Below are 18234 nucleotides of genomic sequence, written 5' to 3' on the forward strand. Positions count from 1 at the left end.
AAACAAAATGGGTGCTCAAATCAGGAGATCCTCCGTCGTAAACACCTTAGGATGACGGTAACTCATTTCATTGTATTAAATTTTTGGATATTCATCCTCCCGCTCATCCTGTTCTACATCTTCTTTATTTTTTTTAGAGCTTCTTTTTTGGAGAATAAGCTTTTGAGTGGCTTGTTCTGTTTGGGTCTCTTGAGGGATATTAGGGTCACCCGCTACTGTGTCTTTTAATCGGTTCGCCACTTTCATTATATCAGGCATATCTTTTTTAATTCTCTGGGCCGAACTTTCAGATTCGGACTCTGATTCACTCAGGGCATCTTTCTCTCCTAAACCCTCGCTATCTTCTTGAGCAGATTCAGATTTTCTTGTGACATAATTGGCTATTTTATTTACAAGAAACTTCAGTGCAGGATAGATAAGTCGGCCAATCGTATAAGCAACTGCCAAAGAAGCGGTTACCGCGAGTATTGCAACCCCTACTGGAGGAGCTATGAGGCTGACCACTGTACCAATGAGTGCCAGAGAGGCAAAAGCGATAGCTACTGATTTATCCAACACAGCCGTTGTACCCAACTTTGCTAGTTTTTGTTCGCAACTTACTTGATTATTATATAATTCTTGTAAAGAATTTAACTGGCCTTTAATGTCATTTCTTTCACTTTCGATTTTAGATATTAAGGCTTGGTACTCTTCTATTTTTCCGTCTTCCTTGGCCTTTTTGGCGTCTGCTTCTAATTGTTCTAAATGGTCAATTAAATAATCCACCAGATTTTTTTGTCCCTCAATTTCCCTCTTTATTTTTGTCAACTGCTCTTCAACTTCATAACGTTTATAATAAAGTTTGGCCAAAGTAATTACACTCAAACCCAATGCACCAAGTGCGGTCACCAAAGCAATAATAGGCGCGGAAGGAGGGAAAGCCAAAGCAGTTATTGCAAGGCCCAAAAGAACTGTTGCATACACAAAGCGTGCATTACGCGACAAAGTGAAAGGCACTTTTTGATTGGTTATATAAGCACCAAAATAAATAATTGGGATCACAATAAAATCCGTGGTACTTGTCAGTAATTTAATAATTTGAAAACTTTCAGCTGCTGCAGTTGTCGCATTATTTACAAGGCCTTTAACCTCGACCAAACGATTAATCGCGCCACCAGCGCCCCCTAGGGAATCAATGAATTTACTTGCAAATGGAAGCATGCGTAATATGGCTAAAGCAATCGACTTTTTTGATGCTTTAATGCCTTTCATAACCTTTAACTTTTTCCTTAATTGTTCTACGGAATCTGCTTCCAGATGTTCAAATGTTTCAATATCAGTTTTAAAGAACATTGCTTCCTCAATAAAAATTGCTCCACCCTTTTACATTATACCAATTAATTATGATATAAGGCTGAACAGGAAAAGAATCGTTAACATTCAACATGTCCAAGGGTAAATCGTTTTAGCCTTTTTAATTAGAAACGCGGACAAATACTCTTAATATTGGGACAATTAATAAAAAAGTGTATAATTCCTCTTTTTGTTACACAAATATTGATCAGTCATGAATCTTGAAAAAATATATGATGTTATTGTTGTAGGTGGCGGGCATGCGGGCACAGAAGCGGCTCTTGTAGCAGCACGAATGGGTGCGCAAACATTATTACTGACTCATAACATGGATTTGCTCGGGCAAATGTCGTGTAATCCTGCCATAGGTGGAATAGGAAAAGGACACTTGGTCAAAGAGATTGATGCCTTAGATGGAGCGATGGCAAAAGCAGCTGATAGAGCAGGAATTCAATTTCGAACGCTTAATGCCTCCAAGGGACCCGCCGTGCGTGCTACTCGTGCACAAGCTGACCGTGTGCTTTATCGTCAAGCCATCAGAGAGCAACTGCAAACCCAAGAAAATCTAACTCTATTTCAGCAAGCAGTTGATGATTTACTGATCGAAGGTGGTCGAGTAACAGCTGTGGTTACACAAATGGGCCTTACCTTAAAAGCTCGTGCGGTGGTATTAACTGTTGGCACCTTTTTGGGAGGTAAAATTCACGTAGGCATGAGCCAATATGCTGGCGGTCGAGCAGGTGATCCCCCTGCGATTGCTTTAGCAAAAAGCTTGCGTGATCTTGATTTACCAGTTGGCCGCTTAAAAACGGGGACGCCACCACGAATTGATCGCCGTTCTTTAGATTACAGCCAAATGACAGAGCAACCAGGTGATACGCCCATCCCTGTTTTTTCATATATGGGACATGTCAGTGATCATCCACAACAAGTGTCTTGCCATATTACCCATACAACAGAAGCCACACACGATATTATTCGCAATAATCTGCATCAATCTCCCATGTACGCAGGGGTTATTGAAGGTGTAGGTCCTCGTTATTGCCCTTCTATTGAGGATAAAATTGTTCGTTTTGCGGATAAACTATCGCATCAAATCTTTGTCGAGCCTGAAGGGTTAACCACCGAAGAAATCTATCCTAATGGTATTTCTACAAGTCTTCCCTTTGAAGTTCAAGTTCAATTTGTGCGTACGATTAAAGGTTTTGAGCATGCCCATATCACACGCCCAGGGTATGCCATTGAATATGATTATTTTGACCCTCGTGGATTAACCTCATTCTTGCAGACGAAACCAATTCCCAATTTATTTTTCGCAGGCCAAATCAATGGTACCACCGGCTATGAAGAAGCTGCCGCACAAGGAATCATTGCCGGAATGAATGCTGCCCTTCAGGTTCAGGAAAAAGAACTTTGGTGTCCCCGACGTGATGAAGCGTATATAGGGGTGTTGATTGATGATCTCATCACCTGTGGTACCCAAGAACCTTATAGAATGTTTACTTCTCGTGCCGAATATCGCCTACTTTTACGTGAAGACAATGCGGATTTACGCTTAACGGCTAAAGGCCGAGAGTTAGGTTTAGTCGGTGAAGAGCGTTGGCAACATTTCTCTAGCAAAACTGAAGCCATAGAATCCACACAAGCATTGTTACATCAAACTTGGGTTCGTGTAGGGCATAATGAGCCTTTAAAAGATGTCCTGCACAATCCGATGCAGCATGACCATAGAGCCTCGGAGTTTCTTAAGCGTCCTGAAATCAATTATCAACATTTATTAATGCTCGATGATTTAAACTTACCTGAATTATCCGCTGAGGTTAGTGAACAGATAGAAATTCAAAACAAATATGCAGGGTATATTGAACGACAACAACTCGATATAGAAAAAATGCGTAAACATGAAAACACCGTGTTACCTGAGTCGTTAGATTACAGCGAAGTGACTGGATTATCGAATGAAGTTATCCAAAAACTAACAAAAATAAGACCTGCCACTTTGGCTCAGGCTGGACGTATTTCGGGTGTTACTCCTGCTGCCTTGTCGCTCCTTTTAGTCCATTTAAAAAAACAGCGAATTGAGGTATGAAGGAATCTAGAGCAAAAATACAATCACAGCTTGAAGAAGGCTTGCAGCAATTTGATTTGCAGGCACTTACAGCCTCTTTAGCTGATTATTTAGTCTTACTTAATAAGTGGAATTTGGCTTATAATCTCACTGCAATTCGTGATCTTGAATCTATGGTGGGTAAGCATATATTGGATAGTTTGGCGATTTTACCTTGGCTTAAAGGTACGCAAATTATTGATGTAGGAACCGGCCCAGGTTTACCAGGTATTCCCCTTGCTTTGGCCAGACCCGAGCTTAATTTTGTTTTATTGGACTCTAACGGAAAAAAAACACGTTTCCTACAGGAAGTAAAACGACAGCTCAATTTAAAAAATGTTGAAGTTGTACAATTTAGAGTCGAAAACTACCACCCAACTCAAGGTTTTGATACAGTATTAAGTCGAGCTTTTAGTAGCCTTGAACAAATGATTCAGTGGACGCAACATCTTATTGCTAATGAAGGAATCTGGTTAGCAATGAAAGGGCGTTCTCCTGATACAGAATTAAATGAGATAAAGCAAAACTGCACAGTGCAGCACTATACTGTCGCAGGGGTTGAAGGCGAGCGCTGTTGCGTCATTATTGAAAATTAACCTAAGAATAAAGTGGGACTAGGTTTACATTAACTCTCTCGAGCCAAAATGGCCCCAATTTTCGAGCATCGAAACGCTGCATACACGAAGTATGTGAGTATTGAAGCACAAAAATCCGGTAGTTTGGCCAAGATAGTAGAAAGTAAGCTCTAGTTTGCCGCTAATTCAGGTTTAACCAAGGAATAAATCATGGCAAAAGTTATAGCCATTGCCAACCAAAAAGGTGGCGTAGGCAAAACTACTACTGCTATTAATTTAGCTGCTTCTTTAGCAGCAAATCGACAACAGGTTTTACTGATTGACCTGGACCCGCAAGGTAATGCAACCATGGGTAGTGGTGTTGATAAAAGTCAGCTGGTACATACGACCAATGATGTTTTATTACATGATTGCCTTGCCGAACAAGCGTGTCTTTCCACTACATGCGGTTATGATCTAATTCCTGGAAACGATGATTTAACCGTTGCGGAAGTGAGTCTCATGGAGCGCAATCATCGTGAAACATTTTTGTATAAAGCATTACAGCTGATTCAAAATAATTATGACTTTGTCTTAATCGATTGCCCACCAGCCCTAAATACGCTAACAATCAATGCTTTTGTAGCGGCTGACTCGGTACTTATCCCTATGCAATGTGAATACTACGCATTGGAAGGCTTGGCGGCTTTGCTTTCAACCATTGAACAAGTTAAAGCATCAGTAAATCCACGTTTGCATCTTGAGGGCGTACTACGAACCATGTACGATGCGCGTAATCGATTGTGTTCTGAAGTATCAAAACAGCTCATGGAACACTTTCCAACTAAAGTTTATAGAACCGTCGTACCACGTAATGTCAGACTTGCTGAAGCACCGAGCCATGGGTTGCCAGCCTTACAATATGATAAAACATCACCCGGTGCAGCAGCCTACATGGTCCTTGCTTCCGAGTTAATTAATAAACAGACTGTAGTAGGTTAAATGGGGTAATTTATGACAGTAAAACGTAGTAGTTTAGGACGTAATTTATCCGCTTTATTGAGCCAATCAAGTAGCGCTCTTTTAAATGAGAAGCCACAAGCTGAAAGTCTGAAGCTTTCAGTGGATTGTTTGCAACCAGGGAAATACCAACCCCGTGGTGAAATGGAAGAAGCCTCGCTGATGGAGCTTGCTCAATCTATTAAGAAACAGGGTTTGCTGCAGCCTCTGTTAGTTCGCGAGTTGAGTAGCGGTCTCTATGAAATTATCGCGGGTGAACGTCGTTGGCGTGCCAGCCAACTAGCAGGACTTACGGAAGTTCCTGTTATTTTAAAACAAGTTGATGATGAAACAGCTATGGCCATGGCTTTAGTTGAAAATTTGCAACGTGAAGATCTCAATGCAATGGATCAAGCACGCGCGATGCATAGACTGACTCATGAGTTTTCTTTAACGCATCAACAAGTTGCGGATCTTTTGTGTAAGTCTAGAACTGCAGTCAGTAATTACTTGCGATTATTGGCTTTATCAGCTGGTGTTAAAAAACTTTTAGAGCATGGTGATCTCGATATGGGACATGCACGCGCCTTGTTAATGTTAGATGAAGAACAACAAAATCAAGTTGCTCAGCTAATTGTTGCGAAAAATCTATCTGTACGGGAAACGGAAAAGTTAGTTGAACGTATTAAATCTGGAAAAATAAAAGAGCAACAACCACATATAGACCATTCCCATACATATCACGATCAGTTGAGTAGTCTGGAGCAACATTTGCAAACCGCGATTAAGCTTAAACCAGGAAAAGCAGGCAAAGGTTCGTTAGTCATTCACTATGAGAATGAACATCGTTTGCAGCTTATCATCGATCAATTAAGTCGCACACAACAATAATTTTGTTATTCTTATCAGCACGATAACCTAGTGTGACCTAGGTTATCCCTCCTCTCAGTGCAGCAGTGTAGACAAAGCTTGATTTTAAATAGTCTAGTAATTGAGTTTGGCACGAATACTTTATCACCGCGAATTAAAAAAGAAATTTATATTAAGCTACACTTATAGATATAAGCTGGTTGTATTGCTCGGAGACTGCAATGTTAATACAGCCTGTTCAACCCGTTTACATTCTAATGAAAATTGGCGAAGATGAATTTGTAGGCCAACTGCTTAGTTTGTCTGATAAAAAATTAGAGCTAAAATGTGATGAATATATTGAAAAAGACATTGAGGTTTCCTTTTTTGCCAAGCACTTTCGTGGCCAAGCAATTATTGAGGAAATCAAATTTGCTCACTCTTTTTTTACTTATCAATTATCTATCCAAGAAATCCAATTTCAACCTGGCCTGTTAATTAATACTCGGCTCTAAATTTAATCTTAAAGTTGTTTTTTTGAAGAAGGCTAGTTAATGCGGCAGCACCTGGCTGTGAGTAGCTTATTCATGGTATCACGGTCAAAAATAGCAAAAAAATGTAAGCGGGATTGTTAAAAAGGACCGCTCACGGGCCGTTGGGTCAAGAGCCCGCCTGCTTTTGATTTAATTTCGTAGTTTGACGACTAGGGGTTTTAACGGCCCAGTCTCGATTGAGTACCGTGCATAAAGCACGGTACGTAGCTCGGAAAAATATCGATTCTTATAGCCAGTAAACAAAAACAAACAAGAATAGCCAAACCACATCCACAAAGTGCCAGTACCAAGCGACACCTTCGAATGCAAAATGCCGTTCTGGGGTAAAATGGCCCAACTTGCAGCGAACCGTGATAACAATCAACATGATCGTACCTAAGGTAACGTGGAGACCGTGAAATCCAGTGAGCATGAAAAAAGTCGTCCCATAAATACCTGCAGATAAAGTCAAATTCATCTTAGTATAAGCTTCATGGTATTCATAACCTTGCAAGATCAAAAACGTGATACCTAGAGCAATAGTTAAAACCATTCCAATAATTAATTGCTTTTGCTTTTGTAATTTTAAAGCCCAATGTGCCCAGGTGATAGTAACCCCCGAGGTTAATAAAATAAGCGTGTTCACTGCTGCTAAGCCCCAAGCGCCCATTGCTTCCTCAGCTCCAGCAAAAACTTTATTGCTTGGGTTATCTAATAAAGGCCAAGTAGAAATAAAATCTGGCCATAAAGTAAAGTGAGTTATTGGATGTACATGGCCACCTATAAGAGGGACAACCCAAAATCGGGTATAAAACAAAGCGCCAAAAAATGCACCGAAAAAACAAATCTCAGAAAAAATAAACCAGCACATACCCCAGCGAAACGAGCGGTCAACCTGTAGGTCATAGACTCCTTTTGAGTTCTCATAAATTACCTGGCCGAACCAACCAAACAACATGAAAATCATAATTCCCATGCCAATAGTGAATATGTAGGGCCCATACCAATCATGGTGAAGCCAAGATGCCGCACCTACAAGCATAGTAGTTAGCCCACATGATGCAACCAAAGGCCAATGGCTTGGCTTAGGGACATAATAAGTACCATGTGCTCCCATTATATTTTTATCTCCTGTATCAATAATCTTTAAAACGCTCTCAGGGAGAGAATCTAATCCAATCAAACCGCCCAATACGTCACAGTGATTTTCTGCATTATCGTATAGACTTTGACAGATTATCCACGCAAAGTTTGCAATCTTACATCTAACCTTTATCGGTTACATCAAATAAAGTATAAGACAATGTCACTGTATGCACTTTTTCGGGTAAATCAGTATCCAAATGAAAAAGTAACGGCATATTCATGGCTTCATGTCCGTTTAACGATTGCCGAGTAAAGCAAAAACATTCGGTTTTTTTCAGATACTTAGCAGCAATACCGGGAGTAACACTGGGTACAGCTTGCACTGTCATCGGATGATCCGTTTTATTTTCTGCATAAAATGCAAGTTTTGCTATTTCGCCAGGATGTACCTTTATTTTGCGGGTCTTAGGATAAAATGCCCATGGCACACCACTATTATTTGTAGCAACAAACTCGACTGTTATTTCTCTATTTTTATCAACTTTGGCCTTAGTTGCATCATAAGCTACTGCCTCAGGATTTGTTTTACCATTAATGCCCAATGTTTTACACAAACTATTATAAATGGGCACTAATGCAAAACCAAAAGCGAACATACCTAGCACAAGGCCAGCTAAAATAACCATTAACCTCTTATGGCCTTTCTCATTCTTCATACAACGAGCCTATAAATCCAACTTGGGTGGAGTTGTAAATGTGTGATATGGCGGTGGAGAAGGTAATGTCCATTCTAAACCATATGCACCTTCCCAAGCTCTTCCAGCTGCAAGGTCTTTTTTAGTCCCTTTCTTTCTCACCGTAGCAATCACATTATATAAAAACAGTAGTTGCGTAAAACCAAAAATAAAGGCTCCGACCGAAGAGACCATGTTAAAATTGGCAAATTGCAAAGCATAATCTGGAATCCTTCTTGGCATACCGGCGAGTCCTAAAAAGTGCATGGGGAAAAACGCCACGTTCACCGAAATAACAGATAACCAAAAATGCCATTTACCTAAGCACTCACTATACATATGCCCTGTCCACTTGGGCAGCCAATAGTATGTTGCAGAAAATAAGGCGAAAATTACGCCAGGAACCAACACATAATGGAAATGTGCCACTACGAAATAACTATCCTGATACTGGAAGTCTGCAGGTACCAATGCCAACATCAAACCAGTAAATCCTCCTATAGTAAATAGAAAGACGAAGGCTAAGGCGAACAACATTGGCGTTTCAAAGGTCATAGAGCCTCTGAACATAGTACTTACCCAGTTAAACACTTTAATCCCTGTGGGAACCGCAATAAGCATCGTGGTATACATAAAAAATAATTCCGCGCCCAAGGGTATACCAGTTGTAAACATATGGTGCGCCCAAACAATAAAGGACAAGACAGCAATACTGACTGTCGCATAAACCATAAAATAGTAGCCGAACAAAGGTTTACGACTAAAGGTAGGAATCACTTCGGAGATAACACCAAACGCCGGGAGTACAAGAACATATACTTCGGGATGTCCAAAAAACCAAAATACGTGTTGGAAGAGGATGGGATCACCACCACCTGCAGCATCAAAGAAGCTGGTACCAAAATGGCGGTCAGCCAACATCATGGTTACTGCCCCAGCCAATACGGGCATAATCGCAATCAATAAAAAGGCAGTGATTAACCAGGTCCATACGAACATTGGCATCTTCATCAAAGTCATACCAGGTGCACGTAAATTTAATATGGTTGCGATAATATTGATTGAACCCATAATAGAGGAAATACCCATCATATGGATTGAGAAAATCATAAAATCGGTACTGGGCGGCGCGTATTTGGTAGATAGAGGTGCATACATAGTCCAACCAAAGTTGGGGCCCCCTCCAGCATGAAACGTAGTTGACAATAATAATGTAAACGCAAATGGTAAAATCCAGAAACTCCAGTTATTCAACCGCGGTAAAGCCATATCTGGAGCACCAATCATCATAGGAATTTGCCAGTTAGCCATTCCTGTAAATGCCGGCATAACCACACCGAATAACATGATTAAGCCATGCAGTGTTGTCATTTGGTTAAAGAAGTTAGGATCAACAAAGCGATGGCCTGGCTGAAATAATTCTGCACGAATAAGCAGCGCCATGCCGCCAGCTAAAAAGAAGCTGATCATTGCAAGCCACAAATAAAGTGTACCTATGTCTTTGTGGTTTGTAGTAAACAACCAGCGTTTTATAAATCCGAAGACGCCCTTGCCTTGTTCAGGACCATGATCGTCATGTTTTTCATCGTGTGCTAATGTATAACTACTCATTGCAAACCTCCAGCTTGAACTTTATTAACCATGGTTGGTTGTTGATTGGCTTTTTGACGTTGTGCCGCAACTTCCGCAGCTTGGATTACGTCATTAGTATTATTTTCCCAGGCATTACGCTCATAAGTCGCAATCGCAGCGATTTCTTCATCGTTAAGCTGATCCTTATAGGGCTGCATCGCCGTGCCAGGAATACCATGTAGTATTGTATCTATATGTCGTGAAATAGGATGACCCGTTGCTACCGAACTGCCTCGGAGTGCAGGATACATTGGCGGAATACCCTTTCCGTCCGGTCTATGACATGGAGAACAGAATTGTTCATATCTTTGTTTTCCAAGAGCAAGCAACTGATCGCGTGGCATTGTTTTCTGTGCGGCAGCATTCGCTTCTGCTTTATCGTATTGATCTTGTGATTTGGTTTGTGCAGCAACCCATTTATCAAAATCTTCCTGGCTTACTGCTTCAACAACTATGGGCATAAATCCATGGTTGACACCACAAAGTTCAGCACACTGGCCTCTATAGGTTCCTGGTTTTTGTATTGTAGCCCATGCCTCATACATGAAGCCGGGTATCGCATCGCGTTTAATACCCAATTCAGGTACCCACCATGAATGGACCACATCATTTGAAGTAACCAAAAAGCGAATTTTCTTATTCACTGGTAAAACCAATGGCTTATCTACTTCCAATAAGTACCATTCGCTCTTTTCCTCTTTATTTTGAATTTGGGCAAAAGGTGTAGATAAGGTACTAAAAAAGCTTATTCCCTGATCCAGATACTCATACTGCCATCGCCATTGATAACCAACTACTTTTACAGTTATTTCTGATTGTCTTGTATCATCCATGCGGATTAAAACACGTGTTGCAGGTACTGCAAGTCCAACGAGAATCAAGAAAGGAATAAGCGACCAGACTATTTCTAATCGAGGATTATCATGAAATGTTGCCGCCTTATAACCTTTGGATTTTCGATGGTGGATCATGGAATAAATCATCACACCGAAGACAACAATCCCGATAATGGCACATACTGCCATACAAACCATGTGCAGATAGTACGCATCCCGACTGATTGGTGTTACCCCTTCGTACATATTTAACTGCCAGAAATCCGCAGCAGCGAATATTGGTTGGCTCGCAACCCAGGCACCAAGTATTGTTAATAATCTACAGATCTTCAACCTGTTTAACATCCCCATTCCTCGCCTTGTCAATAGCTAGACTACCTAGCTTCAATTTAGTGTTTATACGTTTTTAATTTGTGCCCCTCACGGCTGGAGAGGGGCTTTGATACTACACTACCACAACGAGTAGTTTCCTTCGGTTTTAGATTTACTGACCATATACTTCACCGCTTCAATGACTTCATTCGTAGTACATTGCTTGCAGCCTCCGTTTTTCGGATGACCTTTTCCGCGTACAGTATTCTCAATCAGTACATCCATATTTTTTGCAAGTAAGGGTTTCCACGCGTCTTTATCGCCAATTTTAGGCGCACCGTTTTTCCCTTCGTTATGACAAACAGCACAATTGTCGTTGTAAACAGCTTCTCCGCTTGCAGGATATTTCTCGGTACCGCCTGACTTAAGATTTTCTAACTCAGTACGCGTCAATGACTCGTTTAATAGGTAATCAACAGCAGAAATAATGTCATTATCGGAGCAGGTCACACAAGCACCCTTTACCGGCATTGAGTTAAATCCACTAATTGCATGGTGATATAATCCCGTTAAACCACTTGATTTTAATCGCTCATACCAACCCGCGGCATTCCCCATTAAGGGAGCACCCATCACACCTTCTTGGTGACAAATAACACAAGCGGTGAAATAAACTTGTTTTCCTCGATCGAGCGAAGGCCGCTCAGATGAGCCAGGTAAGCCTAAAGGTTCTTCACTCACTACCGTTTTAAGATACGTAGCAACAGCCATCCTATCCGCATCAGTTAAATACATCATGCTGTTATGATTTACTTCAGACATAGGACCAGCCACTGGACCCGCATTATTTATCAGTTTATCTAATTTAAACACATCAGCAACTTGTTCATGCGTTGCGGTTTCTAATCCATACTTGGTAATGTTTGGTGCCCAATACCCATTAATAAAGCCACCCGTTAGATAATATTTGTTCTTTGGCGCACCAAATGGATTTAAAGGGGTATGACACATACTGCAATGGCCTAAACCATCAACAATGTATTTGCCACGATTCCACTCGGGAGACCTGCCTTTTTCATATTGAAACCCATGTCCTTCAGGGAAGAAGAATAATAAGTTCCATCCCCAAAGAGAAAAGCGAGCTCCTGGTACATTAAAGGGGAACGGTAATGATTTGTTCTTTAAATTAACCGGAGGCAAGCTCATAAAATACGCGTATAGAGCACGCGCGTCTTCATCCGAAATTTTAGAAAAATAAATATAAGGGAATACTGGAAAATAGTTTCTACCTTTAGGATCACGGCCTTCTTTAACCGCACGGATAAAATCTTTCTCCGTCCAGTTACCGATCCCAGTTTCTTTATCCGGAGTAATATTAGGGCTATAAAATGTCCCGAAAGGAGTTTCGATAGGAAGTCCACCTGCATAAGCGGGAGTGCCTGCTTTAACATTAGTATGACAGGAAATACAATCGCCTACCTTTGATAAGTATTCTCCACGCTGAATTAAATCTTGCTGTTCGCCCGTAGCTGGGGCAGTTGGTGGATAAACCGGATAATATCCATCATGAACTTGTAATTTCTCTTGAGCAGGTGCAGCATTTTCTGCATGTAATAATTGACCCGCCATGCCAAGCACTGTCAAAGTTGTGACAATTAGCCTTCTTAGTAACAAAGAGCCCACGCCCCCTCCTATTTGTTCTTATTTTGTACGCTTCTCTTGCGGAGATAGAGTAATCGTCGCATTTTATACTCCACAACGCATAAGTTGCAATGTTATAATCGCTATCTTTAATTATTTTTATATTGTGATTATGTTTGTTTATCTTGATGGTTTGCTTTTAGGTTTATCCTTAATTATCGCTCTAGGGCCGCAAAACGTCTTTTTGATTAAACAAGGCGCCCTAAAAAATCACGCCATTCTTTCCGCTGTCATATGCTTTATCTGTGATTTAATTTTAATTTGTTCGAGTATTGCCGGCTTGCATGAATTGTTGCTCGTACGTCCCGTTCTACAAATCTGGATGATGCTGCTAGGTACAGGATTTTTACTTTTTTATTCTGCAAAAGCGTTAACCAATGCATTTTCAAAGTCAGAAAAAAATACAGAAAGCACCTATCAACCACGTACCAGAGCTCAAATCATTCTCCTCGCTTTAGGGTTTAGTATACTGAATCCCCATGCGATTATTGATTCTCTAGTCATTATTGGTGGCGGCAGTAGTGGATACCCCCATCAGGAACATATTTTCTTATTAGGTGTGCTTACTTCAAGTTTTATTTGGTTTAGTTCATTAACATTTACCGCGCGATATTTTTCAGATGTATTAACTAAAGCGAATGTGTGGAAAGGAATTGAGCTACTTAGTGGTGTATTAATGGCCTTGATAGGGATTAAACTGGGTACAGATTGTTTAAGCTTAATTTCAGAGATGATTGGAAAATCGATTTAGTAGAAAGGGCCAATCAGTGTGTCGCCAATTGACCCAGTGGAATGACACATAGCAAGTCCAACCTCGCAGCGTGAATATCTCATAACCCCTTATCCATGTCAACCAGCAAGTGAAGTGCCTGGAAGAGCGTAAGAATGACTGGATTGTGCGCACGCGCCGCATCAATAAGGCAGTCGCGTTTATAAAGAGATCCCATTGTTGTTCCAACTCACTTCAGTTAAACTCAAGCTTTCATGAATATGAGCAATACATGTTTTACGGCGATACCATCCAAGAAACGCGACAAATGTTTTTTTCCAGTTGGGAAAAATACCAACATAAAAAATTGTTGTCACCTTTAGAAAATGAGATTGTACAAGTGATATTAGCCCATCCTGAATACCATAAGATACTAGAAAATCAGGAAAAATTTCAGCAACAATCTTATTTCCCAGAATCAGGAGCCCCCAATCCATTCCTGCATATGGGACTTCATCTTGCAATCAGAGAACAAATAGTTACTGATCGACCTGCCGGCATTCACGACATCTATAAAAATTTAATCAAAAAATATAATGATTCTTTAGAAGTAGAACATTTAATGATGGAGCAATTAGCCGAATGCATGTGGCTTGCGCAAAAAAATAATATTCCTCCCAATGAAATTCATTACCTACAAGCATTAGCAAGCCTTTGAGTTAGTTTACTTATCACCACATTGTAGCTTGGTTGCTTGCAACCAGGATTGAATAATTCAGCCATTAAGAAGAGATGACTCCATTCCCGGTTGCAAGCAACCGGCTACCGGATGTCATCGTGCTGCTCCATTTGATATTCAAGGATATCTCCAGGCTGACAATTTAGATAAGCACAAATCGCCTCCAGTGTTGCAAAGCGTATCGCTTTCGCTTTACCATTTTTTAAAATAGACAAATTCGCTTCAGTAATGCCTATTGCCTCAGCCAGTTCCTTCAGCCTGCACTTGCGCTTTGCCATCATCACATCCAAATTAACAATAATAGACACGAGTACCTTCCTTAGATTGTTAATTGCGTTTCAGATTTTAGTTGATGGGCTTCTTGAATAATCCAGGAGGCCACCAAAATAATAAACGCCGTAATTAAAGTGGATGCATTTGCTGAGTTCAAGGTAATACTAGCAAAACGTTCTCCTTTAGGATTAGTAAAGGTGAGTGCTGCGGTCATTAATGGCTGATAAAACAACTGCACCAGTTCACCCACAATCATATAAATACTTACATGTTTAATCAGCTTGATATTTTCCTCTTCAAATAAATATCCTTGTTCAAAAAGTCTGAATAATTTAGCCAGCTTATGGCAAATTAAAATTGTAATGGTCATCGGCATCCATTCAATGGCCAACAGGATACAGCGATGCAGCCAAGAAAAATGAGCCGGATCACGAATTTGTTCAGCAGAAATCACCGAAGACCAAGCCCCTATATGACACATCCAATCAAATTTTAAGAGGATCAAGAATGTGGTCGCTAATGGAATAAGCCAACAAAGAGTACGAAATAATAAATAAAGTACATGGCTTGTGTTTTTTATTTTTTGCATGGTCAATATCCTGTAAGTAATAATTAGCAAGAATTATAACCAATAGCTATTGTTTATCAATAAAAATATATTTAATTTTAGATATTTTTTATTGATTATCAAAATAGAAATATACTGTCCATGTTCTGTGACATTCAATTCACACTTTTTTCCACGTCAAAAACGACACAGGGCTGGGTATCTTAGTAAAGATCAGTTAATATGGTGCATTAAATAACAAATCTATGCTCTCTGTATGACTGATAAAGAAAAAACAACCCATTTTGGTTACTCTACGGTTTCCTGGGGTGAAAAAGAGAAAAAAGTAGCTGAAGTTTTTCATTCTGTAGCAAAAAACTATGATGTGATGAATGACTTAATGTCTTTAGGAATTCATCATCTATGGAAACGTTATACTGTTGCCTTAAGCCAAGTACATCCAGGCCAGTCTGTCTTAGACTTAGCAGGGGGAAGTGGCGATTTGACACGATTATTATGCAAGAAAGTTGGGGAAACAGGCCGTGTTGTTCTTACAGACATTAATTCGGCCATGCTGCATGTAGGGCGTGATCGTTTATTGGACGAAGGGTTATACAAAAATATTGATTACGTACAAGGTAATGCCCAATGCCTTCCTTTTGCTGATAATAGTTTTCATTGTATTACCATGGGTTTTGGTTTGCGAAACGTCACCGATAAAGAAGAAGCCCTGCGCTCCATGTATCGTGTATGCAAGCCCGGCGGGAAAGTGATGATTCTTGAATTTTCCACGCCGACATTTCCTGGCTTAAAACCAATTTATGACTGGTATTCGTTTAATATTTTACCTAAAATAGGAGCATTTATTGCGCAGGACAAATCCAGTTATCAATACCTTGCTGAATCCATACGCATGCATCCAGATCAGACGAAACTAAAGGAAATGATTGAGTGTGCGGGATTTGAAGACTGCCACTATGACAATCTCAGTGGAGGCATAGTTGCCTTGCACATTGCCTATAAATATTGAGTGCATTATGTTAAAAAAATACTCCTTAAAAGCGCTTCAAATAGCCATTAATAAAGCCACCAAACTGGATGAACAAATGCCAGTCAAGCTAAAATCGCTTGATAACAAAACGCTTGAAATGATAATCAGCCCTTTAAATGTTAATTTTTTCATTCTATTTAAAGATGGCGAAATCATTTTGCTTGATCGCTGCGACAAAGAGGCAGACACCGTAATTCACAGCAATCCTTTGGGTTTAATCCGTCTCAGTTTATTGCCCGCATCGAAAGCTCGCTCTTTATTTAATGATAAAATCCGCATGACTGGAGACACGGAATTAGGGCAGCAAGTAAAAAAGCTATTTGATGAAATGGACATTGATTGGGAAGGCCATCTGGCTCATTTTACCGGCGATGTGGTGGCACATCAAATTGGTTCTTTTGTGCGTAAGGGATTATCATTCAAAAAGAAAATTGATGAGTCCATGCGCCAGAATATGTCCGAATACCTCCAAGAAGAGCTACGCGTCATTCCTACAAAATATGAATTGGAAGATTTTTTTGCAGAAGTCGATGAGTTATCCTTACGCGTTGAACGCCTACAAGCCCATGTCAATCAACTAATAAGCCGCTATGAAATCAATTAAAAAACTCATTCGTCTTATTCATATCAACTACATCCTAGCGAAAAACGGGCTGGATAATGTGGTCGTATCATTAAGATTGTTTGCACCGCTGCGCTTCATTGTTTATTTAAATCCTTGGAATTGGTTTCGCAAAGAACATTTGACACATGGCGAAGCCCTGCGTAAATCATTGGAAGAGCTTGGGCCTATTTTCATCAAATTTGGGCAAGCACTTTCCACTCGCCCCGATATTTTGCCTCTAGATATCGCTCTTGAGCTGAGTAAATTACAAGATAAAGTACCTCCATTTCCCAGCGAACAAGCAATGGCTATTATTGAAAAAGCCTATGGCTTATCTCCCTACGAAGTCTTTGCAGAATTTGATCCCATTCCCCTTGCATCAGCGTCTATGGCGCAAGTCCATGCAGCAACCCTGAAAACTGGTGAAGACGTGATTGTCAAAGTTCTGCGACCTAATATGCGCCGCATTATTGAGCAAGACTTGAGCATTATGCATACTATAGCCAAATGGGCAGATCGCTACTGGCCTGAAATTAGACGCTTAAAACCTAAGGAAATTGTCACAGAATTTGAACACACGCTACTTGATGAGCTGGACTTATCAAGAGAAGCCGCAAATGCGGCGCAATTAAGACGAAACTTTGAAAATTCACCCATTTTGTACATTCCAGAAATATATTGGGACTATTCTCGCCCCAATGTAATGGTACTAGAGCGAATTCATGGCATCCCGGTATCAGATATTAAAAGTTTAGAAGCACACGGAGTAGATATAAAAAAGCTTGCTGAACGTGGCGTAGAAATTTTCTTTACGCAAGTATTTCGTGACTGCTTTTTTCATGCAGACATGCATCCAGGGAATATTTTTGTCTCCTATAAAAATCCCAAAGAGCCACAATATATATGTATAGACTTTGGCATCATGGGCACTTTAAATAATAACGATAAGCGCTACTTAGCTGAAAATCTTTTGGCCTTTTTTAATCGAGATTACCGACGAGTCGCCGAATTGCATGTTGAGTCCGGATGGGTTGCGCGTGATACGCGTGTTGAAGAGTTCGAAAGCGGCATTCGTACGGTATGCGAACCCATTTTTGAACGGCCCTTAAAAGATATTTCATTTGCACAAGTGGTATTGCGTCTTTTTCAGGTTGCACGACGCTTCCATATGGAAGTACAACCACAACTCATTTTATTGCAAAAAACCTTGCTGGCTGTAGAAGGGCTAGGACGTCAACTCTATCCTGAATTGGATTTATGGGCTACTGCTAAACCTTTTCTTGCAAAATGGGTAAAAGATCAAATAGGCCCCAAAGCATTTCTCAACCAATTAAAACAGAATCTACCCTTCTTTGCAGAACAGTTACCGCACATGCCCAAACTGCTTTTTGATTATCTAGAGCTTAAAAAAGAAGAATTAATAATAAATAAAGAACGCGCCAACGCGCAGCCAGAAAATGAAAAACCAGCAGTACAATGGAACAGCATTGCACTTGGTGCGGGGCTTTCTTTCCTTTTAGTTAGCCTCTTAGACTATTTGCATCTTATCCATCACAAACAGCTCGCTCCGCTTACTCTAACTGGAGCCATTCTAACGGGGCTGTTTGTACTTATTAACCGTAACGCGAGGAACTAA

General features: G+C 40.4%; 18 protein-coding genes. 10 read left to right on the forward strand and 8 right to left on the reverse strand.

The genetic code is table 11. The features are described from left to right. Positions 1-75 precede the first annotated feature (75 nt). Positions 76-1332, reverse strand: a complete 1257-nt coding sequence (locus tag BGO44_RS14650) for a hypothetical protein (protein WP_273198722.1) — start codon at positions 1330-1332, stop codon at positions 76-78. A 214-nt stretch (positions 1333-1546) separates the two neighbouring features. Between BGO44_RS14650 and mnmG the strand changes: the two genes are divergently transcribed. The 5 genes from mnmG to BGO44_RS14675 all read left to right on the forward strand — a co-directional run bounded on the left by mnmG (position 1547) and on the right by BGO44_RS14675 (position 6356). Continuing rightward, entirely contained in the window at positions 1547-3421 is a 1875-nt protein-coding gene (gene mnmG / locus BGO44_RS14655) for a tRNA uridine-5-carboxymethylaminomethyl(34) synthesis enzyme MnmG (protein ID WP_273198721.1), read from the forward strand. Beyond that, on the forward strand, positions 3418-4035 hold the full coding sequence (gene rsmG, locus BGO44_RS14660) for a 16S rRNA (guanine(527)-N(7))-methyltransferase RsmG (protein ID WP_058511507.1): 618 nt from the start codon (positions 3418-3420) through the stop codon (positions 4033-4035). The genes mnmG and rsmG overlap by 4 nt, the downstream gene beginning before the upstream one ends. Before the next feature lie 189 nt (positions 4036-4224). Then, positions 4225-4995: a ParA family protein gene (locus BGO44_RS14665; protein WP_058511506.1), complete on the forward strand. Its 771-nt coding sequence runs from the start codon at positions 4225-4227 to the stop codon at positions 4993-4995. A 12-nt stretch (positions 4996-5007) separates the two neighbouring features. Beyond that, on the forward strand, positions 5008-5883 hold the full coding sequence (locus tag BGO44_RS14670) for a ParB/RepB/Spo0J family partition protein (protein WP_273198719.1): 876 nt from the start codon (positions 5008-5010) through the stop codon (positions 5881-5883). A 200-nt stretch (positions 5884-6083) separates the two neighbouring features. Further along, positions 6084-6356, forward strand: coding sequence for a hypothetical protein (locus tag BGO44_RS14675; RefSeq protein WP_058511504.1), 273 nt, complete (start codon positions 6084-6086; stop codon positions 6354-6356). A gap of 265 nt (positions 6357-6621) precedes the next feature. On the opposite strand, the gene BGO44_RS14680 is transcribed toward BGO44_RS14675, so the two are convergent. The 5 genes from BGO44_RS14680 to BGO44_RS14700 form a co-directional block, all read right to left on the reverse strand. Beyond that, positions 6622-7491, reverse strand: coding sequence for a cytochrome c oxidase subunit 3 (locus BGO44_RS14680; RefSeq protein WP_273198718.1), 870 nt, complete (start codon positions 7489-7491; stop codon positions 6622-6624). A 148-nt stretch (positions 7492-7639) separates the two neighbouring features. Beyond that, the gene (locus tag BGO44_RS14685; protein WP_058511502.1) at positions 7640-8176 is read right to left on the reverse strand and encodes a cytochrome c oxidase assembly protein; all 537 of its coding nucleotides are present in this window, start codon (positions 8174-8176) and stop codon (positions 7640-7642) included. Positions 8177-8185: 9 nt separating this feature from the next. Beyond that, a complete protein-coding gene (ctaD, locus tag BGO44_RS14690; RefSeq protein WP_058511501.1) occupies positions 8186-9805 on the reverse strand; it encodes a cytochrome c oxidase subunit I in 1620 nt (539 codons plus the stop codon). Next, positions 9802-11007: a cytochrome c oxidase subunit II gene (gene coxB / locus BGO44_RS14695; protein ID WP_273198716.1), complete on the reverse strand. Its 1206-nt coding sequence runs from the start codon at positions 11005-11007 to the stop codon at positions 9802-9804. The genes ctaD and coxB overlap by 4 nt, the downstream gene beginning before the upstream one ends. Positions 11008-11112: 105 nt before the next feature. Continuing rightward, positions 11113-12657 (reverse strand): c-type cytochrome, encoded by a 1545-nt coding sequence (locus BGO44_RS14700; RefSeq protein WP_058511500.1) that lies wholly within the window; start codon positions 12655-12657, stop codon positions 11113-11115. 130 nt (positions 12658-12787) lie between these two features. On the opposite strand from BGO44_RS14700, the gene BGO44_RS14705 reads away from it, so the two are divergent. Further along, positions 12788-13426, forward strand: coding sequence for a LysE/ArgO family amino acid transporter (locus tag BGO44_RS14705; RefSeq protein ID WP_273198715.1), 639 nt, complete (start codon positions 12788-12790; stop codon positions 13424-13426). Between the two features lie 250 nt (positions 13427-13676). Further along, the gene (locus tag BGO44_RS14710; protein ID WP_058511498.1) at positions 13677-14102 is read left to right on the forward strand and encodes a DUF1841 family protein; all 426 of its coding nucleotides are present in this window, start codon (positions 13677-13679) and stop codon (positions 14100-14102) included. Between the two features lie 104 nt (positions 14103-14206). Here the strand turns inward: BGO44_RS14710 and BGO44_RS14715 are convergent, their stop codons facing one another. Together BGO44_RS14715 and BGO44_RS14720 are read right to left on the reverse strand one after the other, a co-directional pair. Next, entirely contained in the window at positions 14207-14431 is a 225-nt protein-coding gene (locus BGO44_RS14715; RefSeq protein ID WP_058511497.1) for a helix-turn-helix domain-containing protein, read from the reverse strand. A gap of 11 nt (positions 14432-14442) precedes the next feature. Then, positions 14443-14985, reverse strand: coding sequence for a DUF2975 domain-containing protein (locus tag BGO44_RS14720; protein ID WP_058511496.1), 543 nt, complete (start codon positions 14983-14985; stop codon positions 14443-14445). 235 nt (positions 14986-15220) lie between these two features. On the opposite strand from BGO44_RS14720, the gene ubiE reads away from it, so the two are divergent. Genes ubiE through ubiB form a run of 3 tightly spaced genes read left to right on the forward strand, consistent with a single transcriptional unit; the run spans position 15221 to position 18234 of the window. Continuing rightward, on the forward strand, positions 15221-15973 hold the full coding sequence (ubiE, locus tag BGO44_RS14725) for a bifunctional demethylmenaquinone methyltransferase/2-methoxy-6-polyprenyl-1,4-benzoquinol methylase UbiE (protein WP_058511495.1): 753 nt from the start codon (positions 15221-15223) through the stop codon (positions 15971-15973). 7 nt (positions 15974-15980) lie between these two features. Further along, positions 15981-16598 (forward strand): ubiquinone biosynthesis accessory factor UbiJ, encoded by a 618-nt coding sequence (locus tag BGO44_RS14730; RefSeq protein WP_058511494.1) that lies wholly within the window; start codon positions 15981-15983, stop codon positions 16596-16598. Further along, entirely contained in the window at positions 16585-18234 is a 1650-nt protein-coding gene (gene ubiB / locus BGO44_RS14735; protein ID WP_058511493.1) for a ubiquinone biosynthesis regulatory protein kinase UbiB, read from the forward strand. Before BGO44_RS14730 ends, ubiB begins: the two co-directional genes overlap by 14 nt.

Origin of the sequence: Legionella sp. 39-23, from assembly GCF_001897665.1 — a bacterium.
Lineage (GTDB): Bacteria > Pseudomonadota > Gammaproteobacteria > Legionellales > Legionellaceae > Legionella > Legionella steelei.

What these genes read in the sequence shown, in the direction of transcription:
- BGO44_RS14650 (WP_273198722.1), bottom strand. Translation starts at nt 1,332, where the DNA reads ATGTTCTTTAAAACTGATATTGAAACATTTGAACATCTGGAAGCAGAT.
- mnmG (WP_273198721.1), top strand. Translation starts at nt 1,547, where the DNA reads ATGAATCTTGAAAAAATATATGATGTTATTGTTGTAGGTGGCGGGCAT.
- rsmG (WP_058511507.1), top strand. Translation starts at nt 3,418, where the DNA reads ATGAAGGAATCTAGAGCAAAAATACAATCACAGCTTGAAGAAGGCTTG.
- BGO44_RS14665 (WP_058511506.1), top strand. Translation starts at nt 4,225, where the DNA reads ATGGCAAAAGTTATAGCCATTGCCAACCAAAAAGGTGGCGTAGGCAAA.
- BGO44_RS14670 (WP_273198719.1), top strand. Translation starts at nt 5,008, where the DNA reads ATGACAGTAAAACGTAGTAGTTTAGGACGTAATTTATCCGCTTTATTG.
- BGO44_RS14675 (WP_058511504.1), top strand. Translation starts at nt 6,084, where the DNA reads ATGTTAATACAGCCTGTTCAACCCGTTTACATTCTAATGAAAATTGGC.
- BGO44_RS14680 (WP_273198718.1), bottom strand. Translation starts at nt 7,491, where the DNA reads ATGGGAGCACATGGTACTTATTATGTCCCTAAGCCAAGCCATTGGCCT.
- BGO44_RS14685 (WP_058511502.1), bottom strand. Translation starts at nt 8,176, where the DNA reads ATGAAGAATGAGAAAGGCCATAAGAGGTTAATGGTTATTTTAGCTGGC.
- ctaD (WP_058511501.1), bottom strand. Translation starts at nt 9,805, where the DNA reads ATGAGTAGTTATACATTAGCACACGATGAAAAACATGACGATCATGGT.
- coxB (WP_273198716.1), bottom strand. Translation starts at nt 11,007, where the DNA reads ATGTTAAACAGGTTGAAGATCTGTAGATTATTAACAATACTTGGTGCC.
- BGO44_RS14705 (WP_273198715.1), top strand. Translation starts at nt 12,788, where the DNA reads ATGTTTGTTTATCTTGATGGTTTGCTTTTAGGTTTATCCTTAATTATC.
- BGO44_RS14710 (WP_058511498.1), top strand. Translation starts at nt 13,677, where the DNA reads ATGTTTTACGGCGATACCATCCAAGAAACGCGACAAATGTTTTTTTCC.
- BGO44_RS14720 (WP_058511496.1), bottom strand. Translation starts at nt 14,985, where the DNA reads ATGCAAAAAATAAAAAACACAAGCCATGTACTTTATTTATTATTTCGT.
- ubiE (WP_058511495.1), top strand. Translation starts at nt 15,221, where the DNA reads ATGACTGATAAAGAAAAAACAACCCATTTTGGTTACTCTACGGTTTCC.
- BGO44_RS14730 (WP_058511494.1), top strand. Translation starts at nt 15,981, where the DNA reads ATGTTAAAAAAATACTCCTTAAAAGCGCTTCAAATAGCCATTAATAAA.
- ubiB (WP_058511493.1), top strand. Translation starts at nt 16,585, where the DNA reads ATGAAATCAATTAAAAAACTCATTCGTCTTATTCATATCAACTACATC.